Here is a 16,832-nt window from a genome sequence, read left to right as displayed (position 1 = left end):
ACAGAGGAAATTTTCAAATAATACAAATAATACAAACGCCTTCAAGACAACAAAAAACTTCTGCCTGTCGCTAAAGGCAGAAGCTGATCGAGCAATTATAAGAAAATGCGGTATACTTTGCGCGGACGCCCGCGCGGATACGGGTTTGTCTCCCCGGCCACTTCGGCAAGGCCCACGGTCTCCAATTGGTTTAAAATCCGGCGGGCGCTGCGCGGCACAATCCCCATGTAAGAGGCCAACTCATGCGCTTCGATCTCGTTGGTTCCTCGTTTTTGCAATATTGCTTTCAATTTGCAGAGCGTCGCGGCGCTTAATCCCGTCCGCTCCGCCAGCTGCCGCAGTTCTCCGCCGCCGAGCGAATAGCGGAGGTGCACACTTTTTCCTAACGGACCCGAGATCGTTCCGTCATCAAACACCACCATCCACGCACCCCGTCCGCTTTGTTTCGCATGCAAAAACGCCTTCCCAGCCTGAATTTCGGCCTCATACGCCGTTCGGCCGATGCCGATTCCGCACGCGATGACCTCGCTGTACAAGAGCTCCGTCTCCTCCGCCGAGGGGACCGTTTTATAGCCATCGGTGATCTCTTTTAATGCGCCCCTTGTCGTAAAAATGACATAGCGGCCCGGCCCGGCGCTTTTCAGCGACCCTTGGACTTTTTTTGCATACCGTAGCAATTTTTCCGTTGTCTTCATCTCCAGACGATATATGTCATCGGTCGAAAATGTCTCTGGGGAGGCCGCCTGCATCGCATCGACTTCAATCATTTGCACGGCGATTTGCGCATCTTGCACCTGCAGCATCTGTCCGGTGCGAATGATGGTTTGGATGACCGCTTCCACCGCCGAGCGGGCAGGCAATACCCGATACACCGGCATTCCGAGTTTCTCCAGTTCGAGATGGGCTGTCCGCAAACAGGTGACCGCTGCTTCCGTTTTCCCTTGTTTCCAAAGGGTGTAATGATAGTCGGACAGTTCCTGGGCCGAAATGCCTCCCTCGTAATGCTTGACGTATGGAATCGGCTCCTCGATGCCCGCCTCTTCGAGCAGCCGTTCGATTTCGCGGCGCTCGTACGTGTCAAAACTAAGCCGGCTGACCGGAATCTGCTCCGTATAGTGCGCCTGCAGCAGTGTGCGGTACAAGCTGGCACCAATATGTGGCACATAAAACAGCGGCGCATCGACCTCACTGGACTGCTTGACGATCGAATACGGCACTTGTCCGGAAAACAGCCACATATCAACTTCTGACGCGAGCGGGCGGATCAAATCGATCACTTCACTTTCATCCCAATACACAACGGGAACGCAAACAAGCTCTTTGTACTCTTGCGCCACCGCCTGAATAATTGACAGCGAATCGTCCGCACCAAACAGACCTAAGCGAATGCGGATGATACATCCCTCCTTTTGCCGCCTGCCCATAGCGGTGGGAAAAGACGGCTTCTTCAGCCGCTCTCTTCCCCGCCTGTCTCCGCTTTCAAAGTGGCGGGCCACGACCCCACGTTTTCCCATAAAACCACTGGAAACATAACCTTCTCTTTCTTTGAAACGGCGATTGATGCCCCGCGCCCGCCGGCATGTCTACTATCCCACTTCCATCGAACGGACAGACCGCCTTATTCCCTTTTTTACAAAAAAGCCGTCGTGGCGATGCGAACGGGACAATTAAGCGGCATCCCTATTCACTTTGTTTGTGGAAAAAGGCAGCTGAGGCGCACTGGAGAACGTCAACAGCCCGATCCACTTTCAGCTGCCTATGCCCCACCGGCCGACCGATCGACTCGTAGATGAGGCCGGCGGCGTCGGCTTGTTTCGGGTCGTAGCAGTTGCGCCCGTCAAGCACAATTGGCCGATTCATCAGCGTCTTGTAACGGTGAAGGTCAAATTGCAGCACAGCCGGCCATTCGGTGAAAATGAAACAAACATCCGCGCCGCGAATGGCTTCCTCCATTGTCTCGCAACAAACAACCGCATCGCCAAAACGGCGCGAGACATGACCGAGGGCGGCCGGGTCCCAGACGCGCACGTCGGCTCCTTCGGCAATGAGCCGTTCGATGTTCGCCAATGCCGGCGATTCGCGCACATCGTCAGTGCCGGGCTTGAATGCGGCGCCAAGCACAGCAACAGTCCGGTTGCGAAAATCTCCGATGTGCGGACGCGCTTTGTCAAGAAGCTTCCATTTTTGTTTCTCATTGACGTCCATCGCCGCCCACACGGTTTTGAGCGAATAGCCATGGGAGGCAGCCAACGCATAAAGCGCCTTCGTATCTTTCGGCAGGCAAGAGCCGCCGTAGCCGACGCCGGCGCGCAAAAAGCGGCGGCCAATGCGCGGATCCATGCCGATTCCTTCCGCCACCGCCTGAATGTCGGCCCCTACCAACTCGCATACGTTGGCGATCTCGTTGATGTACGAAATTTTCAGCGCCAAAAACACATTGGCAGCGTACTTGATCATCTCTGCGCTTTTGCGGTCGGTGACAACGTACGGGAGCGCAAACGGGGCGTAGAGGTCCTTCATTATCCGCTCAGCTCTCTCCGATTCGACGCCTAACACAATGCGCGGCGCCTGCAACGTATCGCGCACCGCCGTTCCTTGTGACAAAAACTCCGGATTGGAAACGACATCGATACGCACCCCCCCGCGTCCGTGTTCCGCCAAAAAGCGAGCCGCTTCGTCTCCCGTACCGACTGGCACGGTCGATTTGATGGCCACAAGGCAGTCGCGTTCGGCCGACGCGGCGATGCGGCGCAGCGTTTCCCATACGTCATCGAGCTTGACCGATCCGTCCGGCAGCGGCGGGGTGCCGACCGCGACCATGATCACTTCCGCCCATCGATACGCTTCCGCATCGTCTGTGGTAAAGCGAAGGCGGGCGCTGTTCCGTTGGATGAGCGGTTCGAGCCCCGGTTCATAAATGGGGACGATTCCTTCATTCAACCGCCGAATTTTTTCCTCATTGACATCCACGCATATGACATCATGACCTTTATCAGCCAGGCAGGCGGCGGTCACAAGCCCAACATACCCCGCCCCGGCGATCGTGATTTTCATCGTTCCTCACACCTTTTTGATCCATTGCGGCTATTGTCGCTTGTTCTCATTATATCGAATCGCCTGGGGATTTTCATTGTTTTCGCCTAGCCGCTGAGTTCACCGGTTGTGCTCTGCGGCCAAAAGAAAACCGGGAGGAGCCACCCCCCCGGTTGCACGGCGTGTTTCCGTTTGCTTGATGACGGCCGATTGATCACAAAAACGAACAGACCGCCGATCAACGATTTCTCCACGATCATTTCTTATTCAAAATAATGCCGAACCGCATCCGCGATCGCGGCCGTCACTGCTTCCTGATAGTCGTCTGTCGCCACCGTCGCCGCATCTGTGCGGTTGCTTACATAGCCGAGCTCAAGCAATACAGACGGTCTGTCGTTTTCCCGCAGCACGTAATAGTCGCCAAACGCAACGCCGCGGAAAGGCAGTGCGGCCAATCGGGAAAGCGGGTCTTCGAATGATTGCGCTAAGCCGTAATCGGCAAAACGGTCGTAATAATAAACGGTGATGCCGCTCGCCTGTTGGTCATCTGCGCTGTCATAATGCAGGCTGATAAACGCATCCGCTTGATACAGGCGCGCCATCGCCACGCGCGCGGACAGCGGCACATACTCATCGCTAGAGCGCGTCAGCACGACGCGGGCGCCGTAAGATTGCAACTTGTTTTTCAGAAGCTTGGCGGTTTCCAACGTCAACTCCTTTTCCTTGATGCCATCGACACTTTGGGCCCCGCCGTCTTTGCCTCCGTGGCCAGCGTCAAGAACGATCGTTTTTCCGGCCAGCGCCTGAACAGGACCGCGCGTCCAGCTGTCTACATAAAGGCGGGAGTCGCTAGGCGCGATGGCTGAAAGCAGCGAGCGGTCAGCCGACTGGGGCGCTTCCGCTTCCTTTTCATTAGCTTGTCCACCCTTTACCTGCACATATGCGGATGACACCCACCCATCAAGCCCTGTTTGGGAGGCAATTTTGTACCATCCCGGTTTCTTTTCCACAATCTCGACCTCTTCACCACGGACAAGGCGTCCGACGCGCGCTGCCTTCAATAACGGCTCAGCCCGAACGTTGAGCGAACTGGCGTTGACGATTCCGGTTTGATGCGAAATCGATGACTCCCGAGCCGCAGTGAGGTATGCTGAAGACACCCAGCCGATCGCACCGTCTGCGATCACTTCCGTCCATTCCCCATCTTCCTTGATGACCCATACCGTTTCTCCCCGCGCCAAATGCCCGATAATTCGCCCATCTCGGCTCGGCTCTTGTCGAAGGCGGAGTCGGTTTTCTTGCACGACGGCCGTCTCTTTTGCCAACGCGACGTACCGCGCGGCGATCCACCCGGTTCGATTCGGTTTCCACTCGATGTTCACCCATCCATCCTTGACCTCGATCAGCCGATACGCCTCGCCGCGGTGAACGTTCGCCAATGGACGGTATGGCACCCCCGGCCCTTGGCGGACGTTCACCTGATCCGCCGTCACCACCGCCAACTGAGCGGTTTTCCCACTCTCCCCTTTCGCCCCCACCGGCCAAGCAGCCGCAGCCAGCCATAGCAAACAAAACAACAGGGCGAGCCATATTCCTCGCCTCATGCGCATTCCCTCCCCCGTTGTCTCCAATTTGTCTACTATATCGTTCGCGCACAACGGGGAATTTCCTGTCTGTCACTTGGGAAAACCGCTCGACAAAACTAGCGGGGCGGCATCCATCAACCGACAATAGCTCTCCTTTTTCTGCATGATGCCTCTTCACACGACAGCAGCCACAACGCGCAACCCAGTCGAACCATCCAGCTACGGCCGACATACCACCATCGCTTCTCTAACCGATGTCCGAATGGATAAGCCGTCCCCATGAAGAAACACGCAGAAGCGCCAAAAGCGCTCCGTGCTCCAACGGGAGACGGTGTCCTTTGTCGCGCTGGAACCATTCAATGACGCGCATTCCATTGGGAAAACGGTGAATGAACAAGCACCAAAGTGTTTCAAAAAATCCAAAATATTACAAATACTTCATACCCTCTATTTTTTGGTAAAACGTCCGTCTCGCCACTGCTTGTTCGTTGTAAGACAGCGATTCATCCAAAAATCGCTGCACCATTTGCGACAGCTCATATTTTTGGCCAAAAAAGCGGCGCTGGCGCACCCGTTTGATTTCATGATTCTGCTGTTTGTTCATGCAGCACTTCTTATACTTTTTCCTACTTCCACACGGGCATGGGTCATTCCAGCCGATCGACATGCGTCATCCTCCTCTCCCATCTTTCTTTATTTCAATATTTCCATCAATAATGTTTAAATTCTACTATGGACAGGATAAACTACTATTATACAAAACGTTTATCCGAAAGGAGACGAGGGCTATGAACCCCGACAATCTTGCTAAACTGATCGACGAATTGTCTGCCATGTTCCATCCGACAGAGCGGGACCGTCCACACGGCAGATGGGTTGAGGCGCCAAAGAGCGCACCCCCCTCCAAACGGCGGCGGTCCAAAACAGCCTACCAGCTGAAAATCACATTAAACGGCATCCGCCCGCCGATTTGGCGGCGCGTCCTTGTTCCCGGACATGCGACATTTCACGAGCTTCATCTCATCATCCAAGAAGCGATGGGATGGGAACAAGCCCATTTATACGAATTCGATTTCGGAAGCGTTCTCATCGGCATCCCTGACGGCTGGGATTCGTTTCAGCTGGAAAAAGAACTGATGGACGCCCGCCGCATCCCATTACAGCAATGGCTGACGGAAGAAAAACAAAAGTTTCTATATATTTACGATTTTGGCGACTACTGGCGCCATACCGTCACTGTTGAAAAGATTGAAACACTCCCAAAACCGTTGGAACGCGCCGCTTGCCTGAAAGGAAAACGGGCGTGCCCTCCCGAGGATTGCGGCGGCGTCTATGGCTACCTGGAGCTGCTGGAAGCGGCGGCGCAAAAAGACTCTCTTGCCGATCCCGAATTGCGCGAGCTGGTAGACTGGATGTACGACATGAAAGGCGAAGATTTTGACCCTGATGCCTTTGACGTCGAGGAAGCGAACGAGCGGCTGGCCTATATCCGATTGTAACGCATGCGAAAGAAGGTATCCGTCATCTCTCAAGGGCACCTTCTTTCGCACCCATCTGTCCTTTGTTGCCTGCTTTGTCCATCGCCTTACAAAAATCCCCGTTCGGCAAACGTCTCCCAGACGAGCTCCTCGAGCTCCTTGCGCAACTCAGCTGCATCGACTCCTTCAAGCAACCCGTCCTTTTTCCATGTTCGGATCGCTTTGTCGATCAAGCGATGGACTTGATCAACGTCCCAGCCCTCGCAATCAAACAACTCCTCAACTTGGTCAAGCCATTCCTCAATCGCACGGTCCAGCTCATCGCCATCCTCCATCCCACCGTCGTCGAACCAGATCTCATCACCGTCATCCCCATCGTCAAAGAGCCACTCATCATCATTCTCGCCCTCATCATCTCCATCATCGAGCAACTCTGTGCGAAATAAAAACAATTCCATCACAGCGGCTTCCACTTCCTCTACAGGAACGCCGTAGTGTTCCGCAACCTTTTCCATATTGACAAATTCTCTTCCAGCCATTTCACTCGCCAAATAACGGAGTGCAGCCGCATACACAGCAGGATTCTTGATGACCGGTTCATCCATTTCGCAATATGCGCGCCAAAGGAACGCAGCCTCGCTGAGCACTAAGGAGGAGGTTGTTTCTTCCTTTTTCTTTAATTCGCGAAAAACATCATCTTGATCTCGATCCCCCCAGTCCTTTTCGCTCAGCAGCTGCCACAACAGCTCATGGACCGCTATTTCAAGCAATTCCGGAAACGACTCGCGCAAAAACACTTCACACGTTTTCGTATCCGGATTCCATTCCGCTTGAAGCGCCCGCGCAAGCCGATCCTTCCCGCTCTTTGGAATCGGCAGCACCTTCATGAAGTACGCCCACTCGTCCCCATGTGGAACGAGGCATCCTACTAACACGTCCCCCTCCCTAGCAGACGGAAGCTCCTCCGGCGTCAAAAAACGGACGTACTTTTCTTTTCTGGTCAACAGATCGCGTACAAGGAAACGCCGCTCATCCTCGATATGAATGATCTCGTCAAACGACGGAACCGCCTCGTCCCATCGCTTCAAATGAGTTTGCACTGCTGGACGCCACCGCGTGCGGCGCCGGCTTCTCATATAGGCTGAAAAAATTGTCATCCCTTTGTCATCAACGTGTCTGTGAAAAATCGCCCAGTTCGTCAGCAATAAATTGGCGCTGGTCTCCAGCTCGTTAGGAAGCCCTTGAAATGGAGAACCAGACATCATGAAAGCAAGCTCTTCCTCATATCGCTCTAACGCAAACGAAAACACATCTTGCATACATTTGGCCACTTCACGGTCAATTAGAGATTCTATCGATACTGCTTCTTTCTTCCCACAACAATGCTTGTACGTTTTCCCACTGCCGCATGGACAAAGATTGTTTCGCGATGCCTTCACCATATAGCTACCTACTTTCTTTGTATCATAGTCATTGAACGTTCTCCCCCTCTACGCTAACGCTCGGGCCAGCTAAACACTTTGGGGAGACATTCACGATCAACGTGTGATGGAACTGCTTTCAGCAACACATATCGCAAGCACTTTGGGACTTCCGCCGCTCATGTCGAGAACATCGATTCGCATTCCATTTTTATCAAAAGGTGCCCTTGGCTTTTTCAAAACATGCCATATTTCCTTCTCCAAGGAGAAATCAGCCAATCCATGATTTTCATGCCGGTTGACACTCCGCACTCCTAAAGGTGTAGGATTCTTGGATCATTCGCGTCCTCATCCGTTTCTCGGTAAAACGAGAAAAACCCTGCTTCTCAAGCACACGTTATGGTGATGGACCAAAATCCTAAGAATATGAATGACTCTTACCATTGGGCTTGCCTGCATAATGGAGAATCATAGAGGCCGAGCCGAGAGAAACAAGCGCCCCGTCATTCATCGGGACGCCTACGGCCGGCGAAGCAAACGGGACAACGAGGCAAGCAGGCGCTCTTGAAACGCAGCCCGTTCTTTCTCCACCTTGTCTGGCCACTCTTGCAGCGCCTGAAGCCACGGCTCTACGTACGGTGAGAAAGACGGCGGATATACGCGGGCAAGATCGTCCAGCTTGCCGTTGCGATCGGTCGCGGCGACGATATACATGCCCGGCAACAGATGCGGCTCTGCCCGCTTCGGAATGTCCCATGTCACCGTTCGGTTATGGGCAAGCCAATCCAGCACCGCCTTCCCCTGTTCCACACGCTTGACGCGGAAAAACGAGAAACCGACGGAAAGGGAAATAGGCAAACCAAACAAACGAGCAAGCTGCCAAGCCATCAGTTCCTCATCCCCCTTTCCGTTCTCGCCCCTCCATTCATCCAGCAAAGCAAAGCAATGTTCCAATTCGCTTCTGACCTCTTCCAGCACGGCACCAATAACAGTTCGATGATTCGTTCCATAACGGCGGTCCAGCCAATCGGCCCACTCAAGCAACATATCGAGCGCTCGGCTCACCACTTCCCATGAAAACGAACTCCATCTTGACGGGATTTGATCGACGATGCATTGTTTCCAGTCTTCTTCTCCTACGTCCTCCCACGATGAAAACGTCCGCCCGGTCATATATTCACACACGAGCAAAACCACGGCCCAACACGCCTCTTTGGCCTCTTTTTCTCCGCTCACGATGACTTCGTTATAAAACGCCAATGCGTCATCGGTAAAATACATCCCTTCCCATTCCGCGCGGATCAACAATGTCTCGGTTCTTTCCGGCCCCATCCATTTCATTTTCCATAAGTCCGAAAGACGATGTGATGAGCTAAACGGAGATGGGGGCAATCCATAACGGGAGCGAATGGGATTCACTCCGATGAGCACCGGCAAATTGGCTCGTTCTTGCATGTTAAACAAATGGAATTCATACTCTTTCAGCCACTCATCCACTTCCTGCACACGCCCCTCGCGCGCCATTTCGTGAGGGGTTTTTCCATTCCATTTCTCAAGCGGGGTGTGAAGGGCTTTTTCCATTTGAACATCCAATCCGGCCATCGTTGCCACCCAAGGGGGAGAGTCTGGGTCTGAATCAATATGAAGCGAAACGTTTTCGATCCCTTTTCGGCGCAAAACGGCTTCTGTCCCCCGTTTTCGTTCTTTTGGGGAATACCCAAACGCCTGCAGCAGCGACACGAGCTGTTCGGCCGTCCCTTCCTCCTCGGTAGACAACACGAGACGCGACCGATGAGCGGATAATGACCCGCCTAATTCAAACACATGAATCGGCTTGGGGGAAATCACTCCGACATAATGGTACACATTGGTGCACCATGAACCTTCCACTTTCTCCCCATCGTCATGATCAATGTGAGCGCGTCCGATCGAAGCAAGCTTCCTCATCGCCTCAGCGGCTTCCTGGCATTCGTATTCATACGTCCATCGCGTGCGCTCCTCTTGTACATCGTCCGCCCTCGGAGGATAGCCTGCATCAACGATATCGAGAAAATGTTCAACGGCTACCTTTTCATACGGCCAATCGGTTTGCGTCAACAAGACGCGAATGTTCTCTTCCGCCCGTTCCACGCCCTTCGGATCCACAATCGATGATACACCGCAAACGTAATAGCCGCCGTCAAAGGGCTCCAAAAAGGCAAACATGCCGCCCCAAGGGCGCACAACCTCCAATGTCTCGCAATACGGCATGAGAAGTTTCTCGCCCGTCAACCGGTCGACCGCCACTCCTCCTTCATCATGCAAATCGACAAATTGCACAAGGCGCGGCACAAGTCGAACCCAGCGGTCCAACATTTCCTTGAGCTCCGGAGACAGACGACGCCCTTTTTCCTGTTGAAACCATTCAACGCCGCGCAATCCATTCGGATAACGATGGAGGAAAAAACGCCAAAGCGTCTCAAACACCTTCAACTCTTCACGATGATCCTTTTGTTCGATCATTCGGCGAAATGTACGGTTGACCGCTTCGCGTTCATCATAAGACAGCGATTCATCCAAAAACCGCTGCACCATTTGCGACAGCTCATATTTTTGGTCAAAAAAGCGGCGCTGCCGCACCCGCTTGATTTCACGCTCCTGCTGTTTGTTCATGCAGCACTTCTTATACTTTTTCCCGCTTCCGCACGGGCACGGGTCATTTCGGCCGATTGCCATGCAAAATCCTCCCTTCTAATCTTTCCTTTCCAAAACGGCGACCAAGATATTAAAAACGGTCGGAATCGCGCACAAAGCCATTTTTCCCAATCCATTATGGATTCGGTCAAAACGGATCGTTCCCCGCCGCTTTTTTTGGAGTTTCACGAATGGAACGTATTCCATTCCCTGTTTCTGCTTATAGAGAGCTTGGGTTGAGCTCCATGATGGTTGAATGAGAGAGCCCTTGTGGAACCGGCTTTCCTTTCTGACGAAATGCCGCTGACTTGCGCGCAGCGCCCGTTTTTCTGCCAGCTTCTAGATGAATCCCCGATCGGTGAAGATCTCCCACGCTACATCGCGGAGTTCTTTACGCAATTCTTTTTCATTCACTTCCTCGAGCAGGCCTTCATTCCGCCACGAACGGATGGCGCGGTCAATATGACGGTTGACTCGCTTCTCGTTCCATCCTTCACGCATCAACATCAGATCGATGTCATCGATCCATTCATTGATGCGCGCATCAAGCTCATCCCCTTCCTCTTCGAACCAGTCTTCCTCCCAGTCATCGAGCCATTCCTCGTCGTCTTCATCATCAACAGCCATCAGGAAAAAATCCAACGCCGCCGATCGCACATCTTCTGGCATCACGTCATACCGATCGGCGATGTCTTCCACCTCCGATCCTTCCGCCTTCATCAAATGCCCAGCCACATAGCGGAGCGCCGCCGCGTAGACGGGGACCGAATAAGGGAGGCGGGATGTTTTTCCGCAATAGATCGCCCATATGGCGAACGCTTGATTGAGCAGCGCCGCTGGCGCCTCCGGCTCGTTTTCATCGAGCTCGCGAATGACGGCCGCTTGTTTCGGATCATCCCATTTGAACTGTTTGGCGAACTGCCAAAGCCACTCCAAGAGCACATCGGAAAGCACAGCGACGAACCGATCGCGCATCCATAAAGCCGATGGCTGACCGCTCCACTCCCCTTCTTGTTGAATCGCCCGAAGCAATCGATCTTTCCCTGACGCCGGGAGCGGAAACACCGCTGTGAAACACGTGAACACGTCTTGGTACGGCACAAGGAAGCCGAACACCACATCTCCTGTTTCGATCACGCTCGGCCATTGATGGGAAGCCAATAAATGAACGATCTTTTCCCCTCCCGTCAACAAATCCCGGACAACGGGGCGATTGTCGTCATCATAGCCGATGAACTCGCCAAGCGACGGAACGGCTCCTTCCCACCTCTCGATGTGCGCCTGAACGGACGGGCGCCACCGCTCCCAATGACGGCTTTTCCGGTAAGCAGAAAAGATCGTTTGTCCTGTTTCATCAACCGGCCAACAAAACAACATCCAGTTCACCGCCATGATCTGCACGCCAAGCTCGAGTTCCTCCGGCATCTCATCAAGCGGGAACTGGTCTAAAAGCTCTTCCGCCTCCCTCTCATACCGCTGCAAAACAAACTGACGCATATCATTCATGCATTCGATCAACTCGCGGTCAATCAATGACGAAATCGAAACCGCCTCTTTTTTTCCGCAACAATGCTTGTACTTTTTCCCGCTTCCGCACGGGCATAACGCGTTCCGCGGCGTTTCCGCCATATTCGATGCACCTGCTTTCTTTTCCATTTGGACTTTTTCTATTCCTATTATACCATCATCGATAGACGTTCAACCATCACCAGCTTTCTTTCTATCAAAACGCGTACACGTTCAAAAGCTCGCAATGTCCTTTCATGCCGGCTCGAGAACAGACGCGTTTTGTCACATTGCCCCTCTTTTTTCGACACGCTGTCACATGCTATAATAGGATGATAAGGAATGGATCGGAAAGGACGGACCGACATGTTGCAGACCACGATCTCCAAACCGCTTTTGCGGCAAGCGGCAGAAGAATTGGTGAAAGAATTGCCGTTTCCTATTTTCCACAATCTCATTCAAAAAGGGCGCGACTTATCAAGAAACGGGTTGGTCTATAACGTCATGGTGATCAACAGCCACGAAGTGGAAGGGGTCGTTTCCGACATCACCCCCCATGATGTCATGCTTGATTTGTCCAACGTCACCCGCCGCCATCGCTGCCCGTGCGGGACGGAAGGGCTGTGTCCACACGTTTTGGCGCTGTTCTTTTATATATACGGCAACGTGTTCGACGTTGGCGAGCTGTTCCGCCTTTGGAAAAAAGGGCAAATCGGCGCGTTGTGGAAAGAATCCGCTGTCCATGAACCAAAAACGCCTGCTCCAAAACGCGCGGGGAAAACGGCAGGCCTTTCGATCACAGCCAATGAAACGGTTGAAGATTGGCGGGGCCAGTTCGAGAAACAGTATGAAGACTTTTTCTCCCGCCATCAAAACGGCCAAAACTGGCCGTACCGTTTAGCCTTCCAGCTGCTCCCGAAACTTGGCAAAAACGAAGGGAAGCAAGCTGGCGCCCGTCCGTTGCGGGAGCTTCATGCCGCCCTCTTTTTGTTGGAAAAGCTTCGGCAGTACGGGGAGGCGCAAGGGTGGAACGACGTCGTATTCGCCTCTTACGGACAGTTTTCCTGGCAGCAGGACGTCAACTATGTCGCCGACCGCGCCTTTGACGCCTTGGAAAAATTGTCTACTCAATCGCTGCCGCGGTCGCTCAACGCGTTGATTGAACAGACGATTCCGTATGTTCGTGATGTACTGTTTTTGGACGGAGGGCTGTCATCATTCGGCTATGACTTTTACACAACCGCGTGGGAATCGCTGTTCACCAAGCCCACATGGCGGCAAGAGGAACGAGCCGAACTCCTTCGGCTCGCCAAAGACCGAGACGACATCCGCGCCGCTATGGCGGCGGCTCATCTTTCCTTTTTGCTTGGCGAAGACGACGAAGCGATGGCGCTTTACCGCGCGTTCCCCGATCAGGCAGGCTTGTTTTTGATTGAATGGATCGGGCGATTCATCACCAACGGCCTCGTCAAGCGGTTTGAATCCGTTTGGGAAAAAGCGAAGGACGATTGGCCGCTTTATCTTTCGCATATACCCGCTCCCATCCGAAGCCGTTTTTTGGACGAAGCGGCGCACTGGTTTGAAATGTACGCCCGGCAACGAAACCGCTCGGACGCATGGGAAGATTTTTTGCAGCGAAGCCTTCCGTACAGCGTCAACGAGTACACCAACTTTTTGTATCGGCAAGGACGCTACCGGGAAGTCGTGGACCTATTCTTATGGGCGAACATCACCGCTGATGAGCTGCATCCGCAGCTGCTCAAAACATTGCAAGCGCGCGGGACGGATCTTGTCATGCCGTTATATCATCGGACCGTGATCAAGCTGCTCAACGAGAAAAACCGGTCAAGCTACCAAAGGGCGGTCCGCCACTTGAAAACGATGCGGGCTCATTACCGCTCGATGAAGCGATTCGATCAATGGGAAGCGTATCTTGAACAGCTGCTCGCCAAAACGGCGCGCCTGCGCGCGTTTCATGAAGAATTAAAGAAAGGAAAACTGCTTCCATGAAGGCATTGGAGACGATTCAGATTTCCTGCAGATGGAATGAAGAGATTCGATGTTTCGAGCTCTCTGGTTCCACCCATCCCTCATCATGGGTTTCGCCTTTATTGGCTTGGCACGAAGAAACCTTTTACGGGACCATGATTGATATCGAAGACGACATCGTGCGGCTGTCGCCGTGGCAAGCGCTCACTCTGTTCGCGTTGCGTCCGCACTCGCGCTTTTCCGTCATCGAATGGGCGGATGAATTCACCGCCCGATTGGAAGAGTGGGCGAGACACATTTGGAATGGGTTGGGGGAACGCCGCTTCCTTCCAGATGCTTCCTTGTGGAAAAGCACAGGCGGCGCATGGAGCGAAGCAGGACGCACCCGCTGGCGCGGCGCGGATGACGATCCCGATCCGTTCGTCGCCACATGGCGGTCGCTTGCGGTCGCCGACTGGCTCTCACGCGACCCGGAACTTCGCGGCATTTGGGGCGAAATCGTTCGCACTTATCCATTGATCGCCTCCCCCAGCGGCCAATGGACCGGAACGGAAGACGATTGGCTGGAACAAATCGGCTGGCTCGGCGACCGGCCGCCGTTTACGGTCGGGCTTCGCCTCGTCGAGCCGCCTGAGGACGGCGACGCATGGACGCTGGAAGCGGTGTTCATCGCCATCGACGACAGCGTCATCGCCTCTGCCCGTGATATTCCGCGCGCCTGGCGCCCATATGAATCATCGATCCAGCGCGCCATTCGCCGCATTTGCGCGATCGTGCCGTGGCTTGACGCCGGGGAGGGTCTGCGGACGGAACTGTCTAATGAAGAAGCGTGGCGTTTTTTGTCCGAAGACAGCTTAAAGCTCACCGAAGCGGGCGTACGCCTCTTGCTTCCCGACTGGTGGCACGACATCCGCCAGGCGCAGCTGTCGATCAAAGCGAAACTGTCGCCTTCCGTCAACGCCGAATCACTGTTCGGCCTTGAGCGGCTCGCTGATTTCGATTGGCGCGTCGCGACCAACGGGATTGAGCTGACGGAAGAGGAGTTTGCCGCTTTGGCGGAACAAAAGCGGCGCCTCATTCGCCTGCGCGGCCAATGGCTCATCCTTGACCCCGCCCTTGTCCGCCGCGCCCAGGCGCTCATGGAAAAGGCGAAAAAAGAAGGCGTGCCGATCCACGATATCGTGGCGCAAACGCTGCTTTCAGAAGCAGAGGAGCGCGAAGAGGCAACGGACGAATCGATCCCGATCCACATTGACGTCCATGATCAGTTCCGCGCGTTCATCCGCCAGCTCCAGCAGCTGGATGGATTGCCGAAAGCGAATGTGCCGCCGTCGTTTCGCGGCACGCTCCGCCCGTACCAGCAGCGCGGCGTCGACTGGCTCGTCTTTTTGCGCCGATTCGGCTTTGGCGCCTGCTTGGCCGATGACATGGGGCTAGGCAAAACGGTGCAGCTGCTTGCTTATTTGGCGCACGTCAAAGAAATCGAACGCCCGGACACGCCGGCGTTGCTCATCTGCCCGACAAGCGTGATCGGCAACTGGCAAAAGGAATGCGCCCGCTTCACCCCAGACTTGCGCGTCTACGTGCACCATGGACCGAACCGGGCGAAAAACGATGCGTTCGTGCAAACGGCAGGCGAGGCCGATCTCGTCATTACGTCTTACAACCTTGCTCATTTGGACCAAGACGATTTAAAACAGATTCATTGGCATGCGATTTGCCTTGATGAAGCGCAAAACATTAAAAACGCGCAAACAAAACAAGCGCGCGCCATCCGCCGCTTGAGCGGAAAACATAAAATCGCCTTATCCGGCACGCCGGTTGAAAACCGTCTCGGCGAACTTTGGAGCATCTTCCATTTCCTCAACCCCGGCTATCTCGGCAGCCGTGCGGAGTTTGAGCGGCGCTTTGCCGGGCCGATTGAAAAAGAAGGAGATGCCCGCAAAAAAGCGGCGCTGCAGGCGCTCATCCGCCCATTTCTCTTGCGGCGGACGAAAACGGATGAAGCGGTTGCGCTCAACTTGCCGGATAAGCTTGAACAAAAAGAATATTGCCCGCTCACGGCCGAACAGGCTGCCTTGTACGAGCAGCTCGTCAACGACACACTCGAACGGGCAAAGGAAGCCAGTCCGTTTGCGCGGCGCGGCTTGATTTTGCAAATGCTAAACGGTGTGAAGCAAATTTGCGACCATCCGGCGCTGTATTTGAAAGAACGCCGCCCCCGCCAGCTCGTTGAACGGTCGCACAAGCTCGAAAAGCTCATCGAACTGATCGAGCAAATCCGCGCCAACGACGAATCGTGCCTCATCTTCACGCAATACGTGCGAATGGGCGAGATGATCCAACAGCTGCTTTCCGACTTGTTTGATGAGCCGGTGTTGTTTTTGCACGGAGGCGTCCCAAAACAAACGCGCGACCGGATGGTGGATGAGTTCCAAGCGAAAAAAGCGCCGATTTTCCTTTTGTCGCTCAAAGCAGGCGGCACCGGGCTCAACTTAACAGCTGCCAACCACGTCATCCATTTCGACCGTTGGTGGAACCCGGCGGTGGAAAACCAGGCGACCGACCGCGCCTACCGCATCGGACAGACGAAATTCGTCCACGTCCATAAATTGATCACCGTCGGGACAATCGAAGAAAAAATCGACGAGATGCTCGAACAAAAACAAGCGCTCGCCGACATCATCACCGAAGGCGAGGCATGGATCACCGAACTGTCCGATGACGAACTGCGCGACTTGCTCGCCTTATCGGCCGCAGCGAAAGGAGGCGCTTGAGCATGGCGGAAGAAAAACGAAAGCGCAAGAAAAAAACGGCGGAAAACCCGTGGGAAAAGCTGCTGAAGCGGATGGAAGAGAAAATGAAGGAGCGGGAAAAGCGGCAAAAACAACCGTAAAGGAGCATCACGCGGGCGATGAACGTCGCCCCGATCCCGTTGGACACAGAAAAGATCCATGAGCAACCTTTGCCCTTCACCTGGGCATGAAAATGCCCCATCAAGACGCGTGCATTTTCACGGAAAGTTCCATGAGCAATTTTTGCTCTCCACCCGGGCATGAAAATCCCCCTTTTCTTCCCATAATGAAGAATAGGCGCAAACAGTTCAACAGGACGTTATGCTTAATGGTGGCTTAGACCCTGTACGG

10 protein-coding genes and 1 pseudogene are annotated in these 16,832 nt (G+C 54.0%); 3 read left to right on the top strand and 8 right to left on the bottom strand.

What is annotated here, in order from left to right:
• Positions 1-95: 95 nt before the first annotated feature.
• From ACVBDQ_RS14285 to ACVBDQ_RS14265, 5 genes and pseudogenes are all read right to left on the bottom strand, one after another.
• Positions 96-1,424, bottom strand: coding sequence for a hypothetical protein (locus tag ACVBDQ_RS14285; protein WP_014196895.1), 1,329 nt, complete (start codon positions 1,422-1,424; stop codon positions 96-98).
• A 256-nt stretch (positions 1,425-1,680) separates the two neighbouring features.
• The gene (locus ACVBDQ_RS14280) at positions 1,681-3,054 is read right to left on the bottom strand and encodes a UDP-glucose dehydrogenase family protein (protein ID WP_020279260.1); all 1,374 of its coding nucleotides are present in this window, start codon (positions 3,052-3,054) and stop codon (positions 1,681-1,683) included.
• A gap of 242 nt (positions 3,055-3,296) precedes the next feature.
• A complete protein-coding gene (locus tag ACVBDQ_RS14275) occupies positions 3,297-4,637 on the bottom strand; it encodes an N-acetylmuramoyl-L-alanine amidase (protein ID WP_025039105.1) in 1,341 nt (446 codons plus the stop codon).
• A 409-nt stretch (positions 4,638-5,046) separates the two neighbouring features.
• The gene (locus ACVBDQ_RS14270) at positions 5,047-5,223 is read right to left on the bottom strand and encodes a hypothetical protein (protein ID WP_014195142.1); all 177 of its coding nucleotides are present in this window, start codon (positions 5,221-5,223) and stop codon (positions 5,047-5,049) included.
• A gap of 18 nt (positions 5,224-5,241) precedes the next feature.
• Positions 5,242-5,286, bottom strand: a pseudogene (locus ACVBDQ_RS14265) (SEC-C metal-binding domain-containing protein); the annotation flags it as partial.
• Between the two features lie 121 nt (positions 5,287-5,407).
• Between ACVBDQ_RS14265 and ACVBDQ_RS14260 the strand changes: the two are divergent.
• Positions 5,408-6,118, top strand: a complete 711-nt coding sequence (locus ACVBDQ_RS14260) for a plasmid pRiA4b ORF-3 family protein (protein ID WP_011232727.1) — start codon at positions 5,408-5,410, stop codon at positions 6,116-6,118.
• 86 nt (positions 6,119-6,204) lie between these two features.
• On the opposite strand, the gene ACVBDQ_RS14255 is transcribed toward ACVBDQ_RS14260, so the two are convergent.
• The 3 genes from ACVBDQ_RS14255 to ACVBDQ_RS14245 all read right to left on the bottom strand — a co-directional run bounded on the left by ACVBDQ_RS14255 (position 6,205) and on the right by ACVBDQ_RS14245 (position 11,847).
• Positions 6,205-7,539, bottom strand: a complete 1,335-nt coding sequence (locus tag ACVBDQ_RS14255) for an SEC-C domain-containing protein (RefSeq protein ID WP_014195141.1) — start codon at positions 7,537-7,539, stop codon at positions 6,205-6,207.
• A 498-nt stretch (positions 7,540-8,037) separates the two neighbouring features.
• Positions 8,038-10,233, bottom strand: a complete 2,196-nt coding sequence (locus ACVBDQ_RS14250) for a YecA family protein (RefSeq protein ID WP_011232729.1) — start codon at positions 10,231-10,233, stop codon at positions 8,038-8,040.
• A 297-nt stretch (positions 10,234-10,530) separates the two neighbouring features.
• Positions 10,531-11,847, bottom strand: a complete 1,317-nt coding sequence (locus tag ACVBDQ_RS14245; protein WP_014195137.1) for an SEC-C domain-containing protein — start codon at positions 11,845-11,847, stop codon at positions 10,531-10,533.
• A gap of 216 nt (positions 11,848-12,063) precedes the next feature.
• On the opposite strand from ACVBDQ_RS14245, the gene ACVBDQ_RS14240 reads away from it, so the two are divergent.
• Both ACVBDQ_RS14240 and ACVBDQ_RS14235 read left to right on the top strand, forming a co-directional pair.
• Entirely contained in the window at positions 12,064-13,707 is a 1,644-nt protein-coding gene (locus ACVBDQ_RS14240) for an SWIM zinc finger family protein (protein WP_033012657.1), read from the top strand.
• A complete protein-coding gene (locus ACVBDQ_RS14235; protein ID WP_033012648.1) occupies positions 13,704-16,463 on the top strand; it encodes a DEAD/DEAH box helicase in 2,760 nt (919 codons plus the stop codon). Before ACVBDQ_RS14240 ends, ACVBDQ_RS14235 begins: the two co-directional genes overlap by 4 nt.
• Positions 16,464-16,832 lie beyond the last annotated feature (369 nt).

Source organism: Geobacillus sp. CCR, assembly GCF_052906625.1.
Note: the sequence above shows the minus strand (reverse complement) of the source record. Positions and strands in the feature narration are given on the sequence as shown.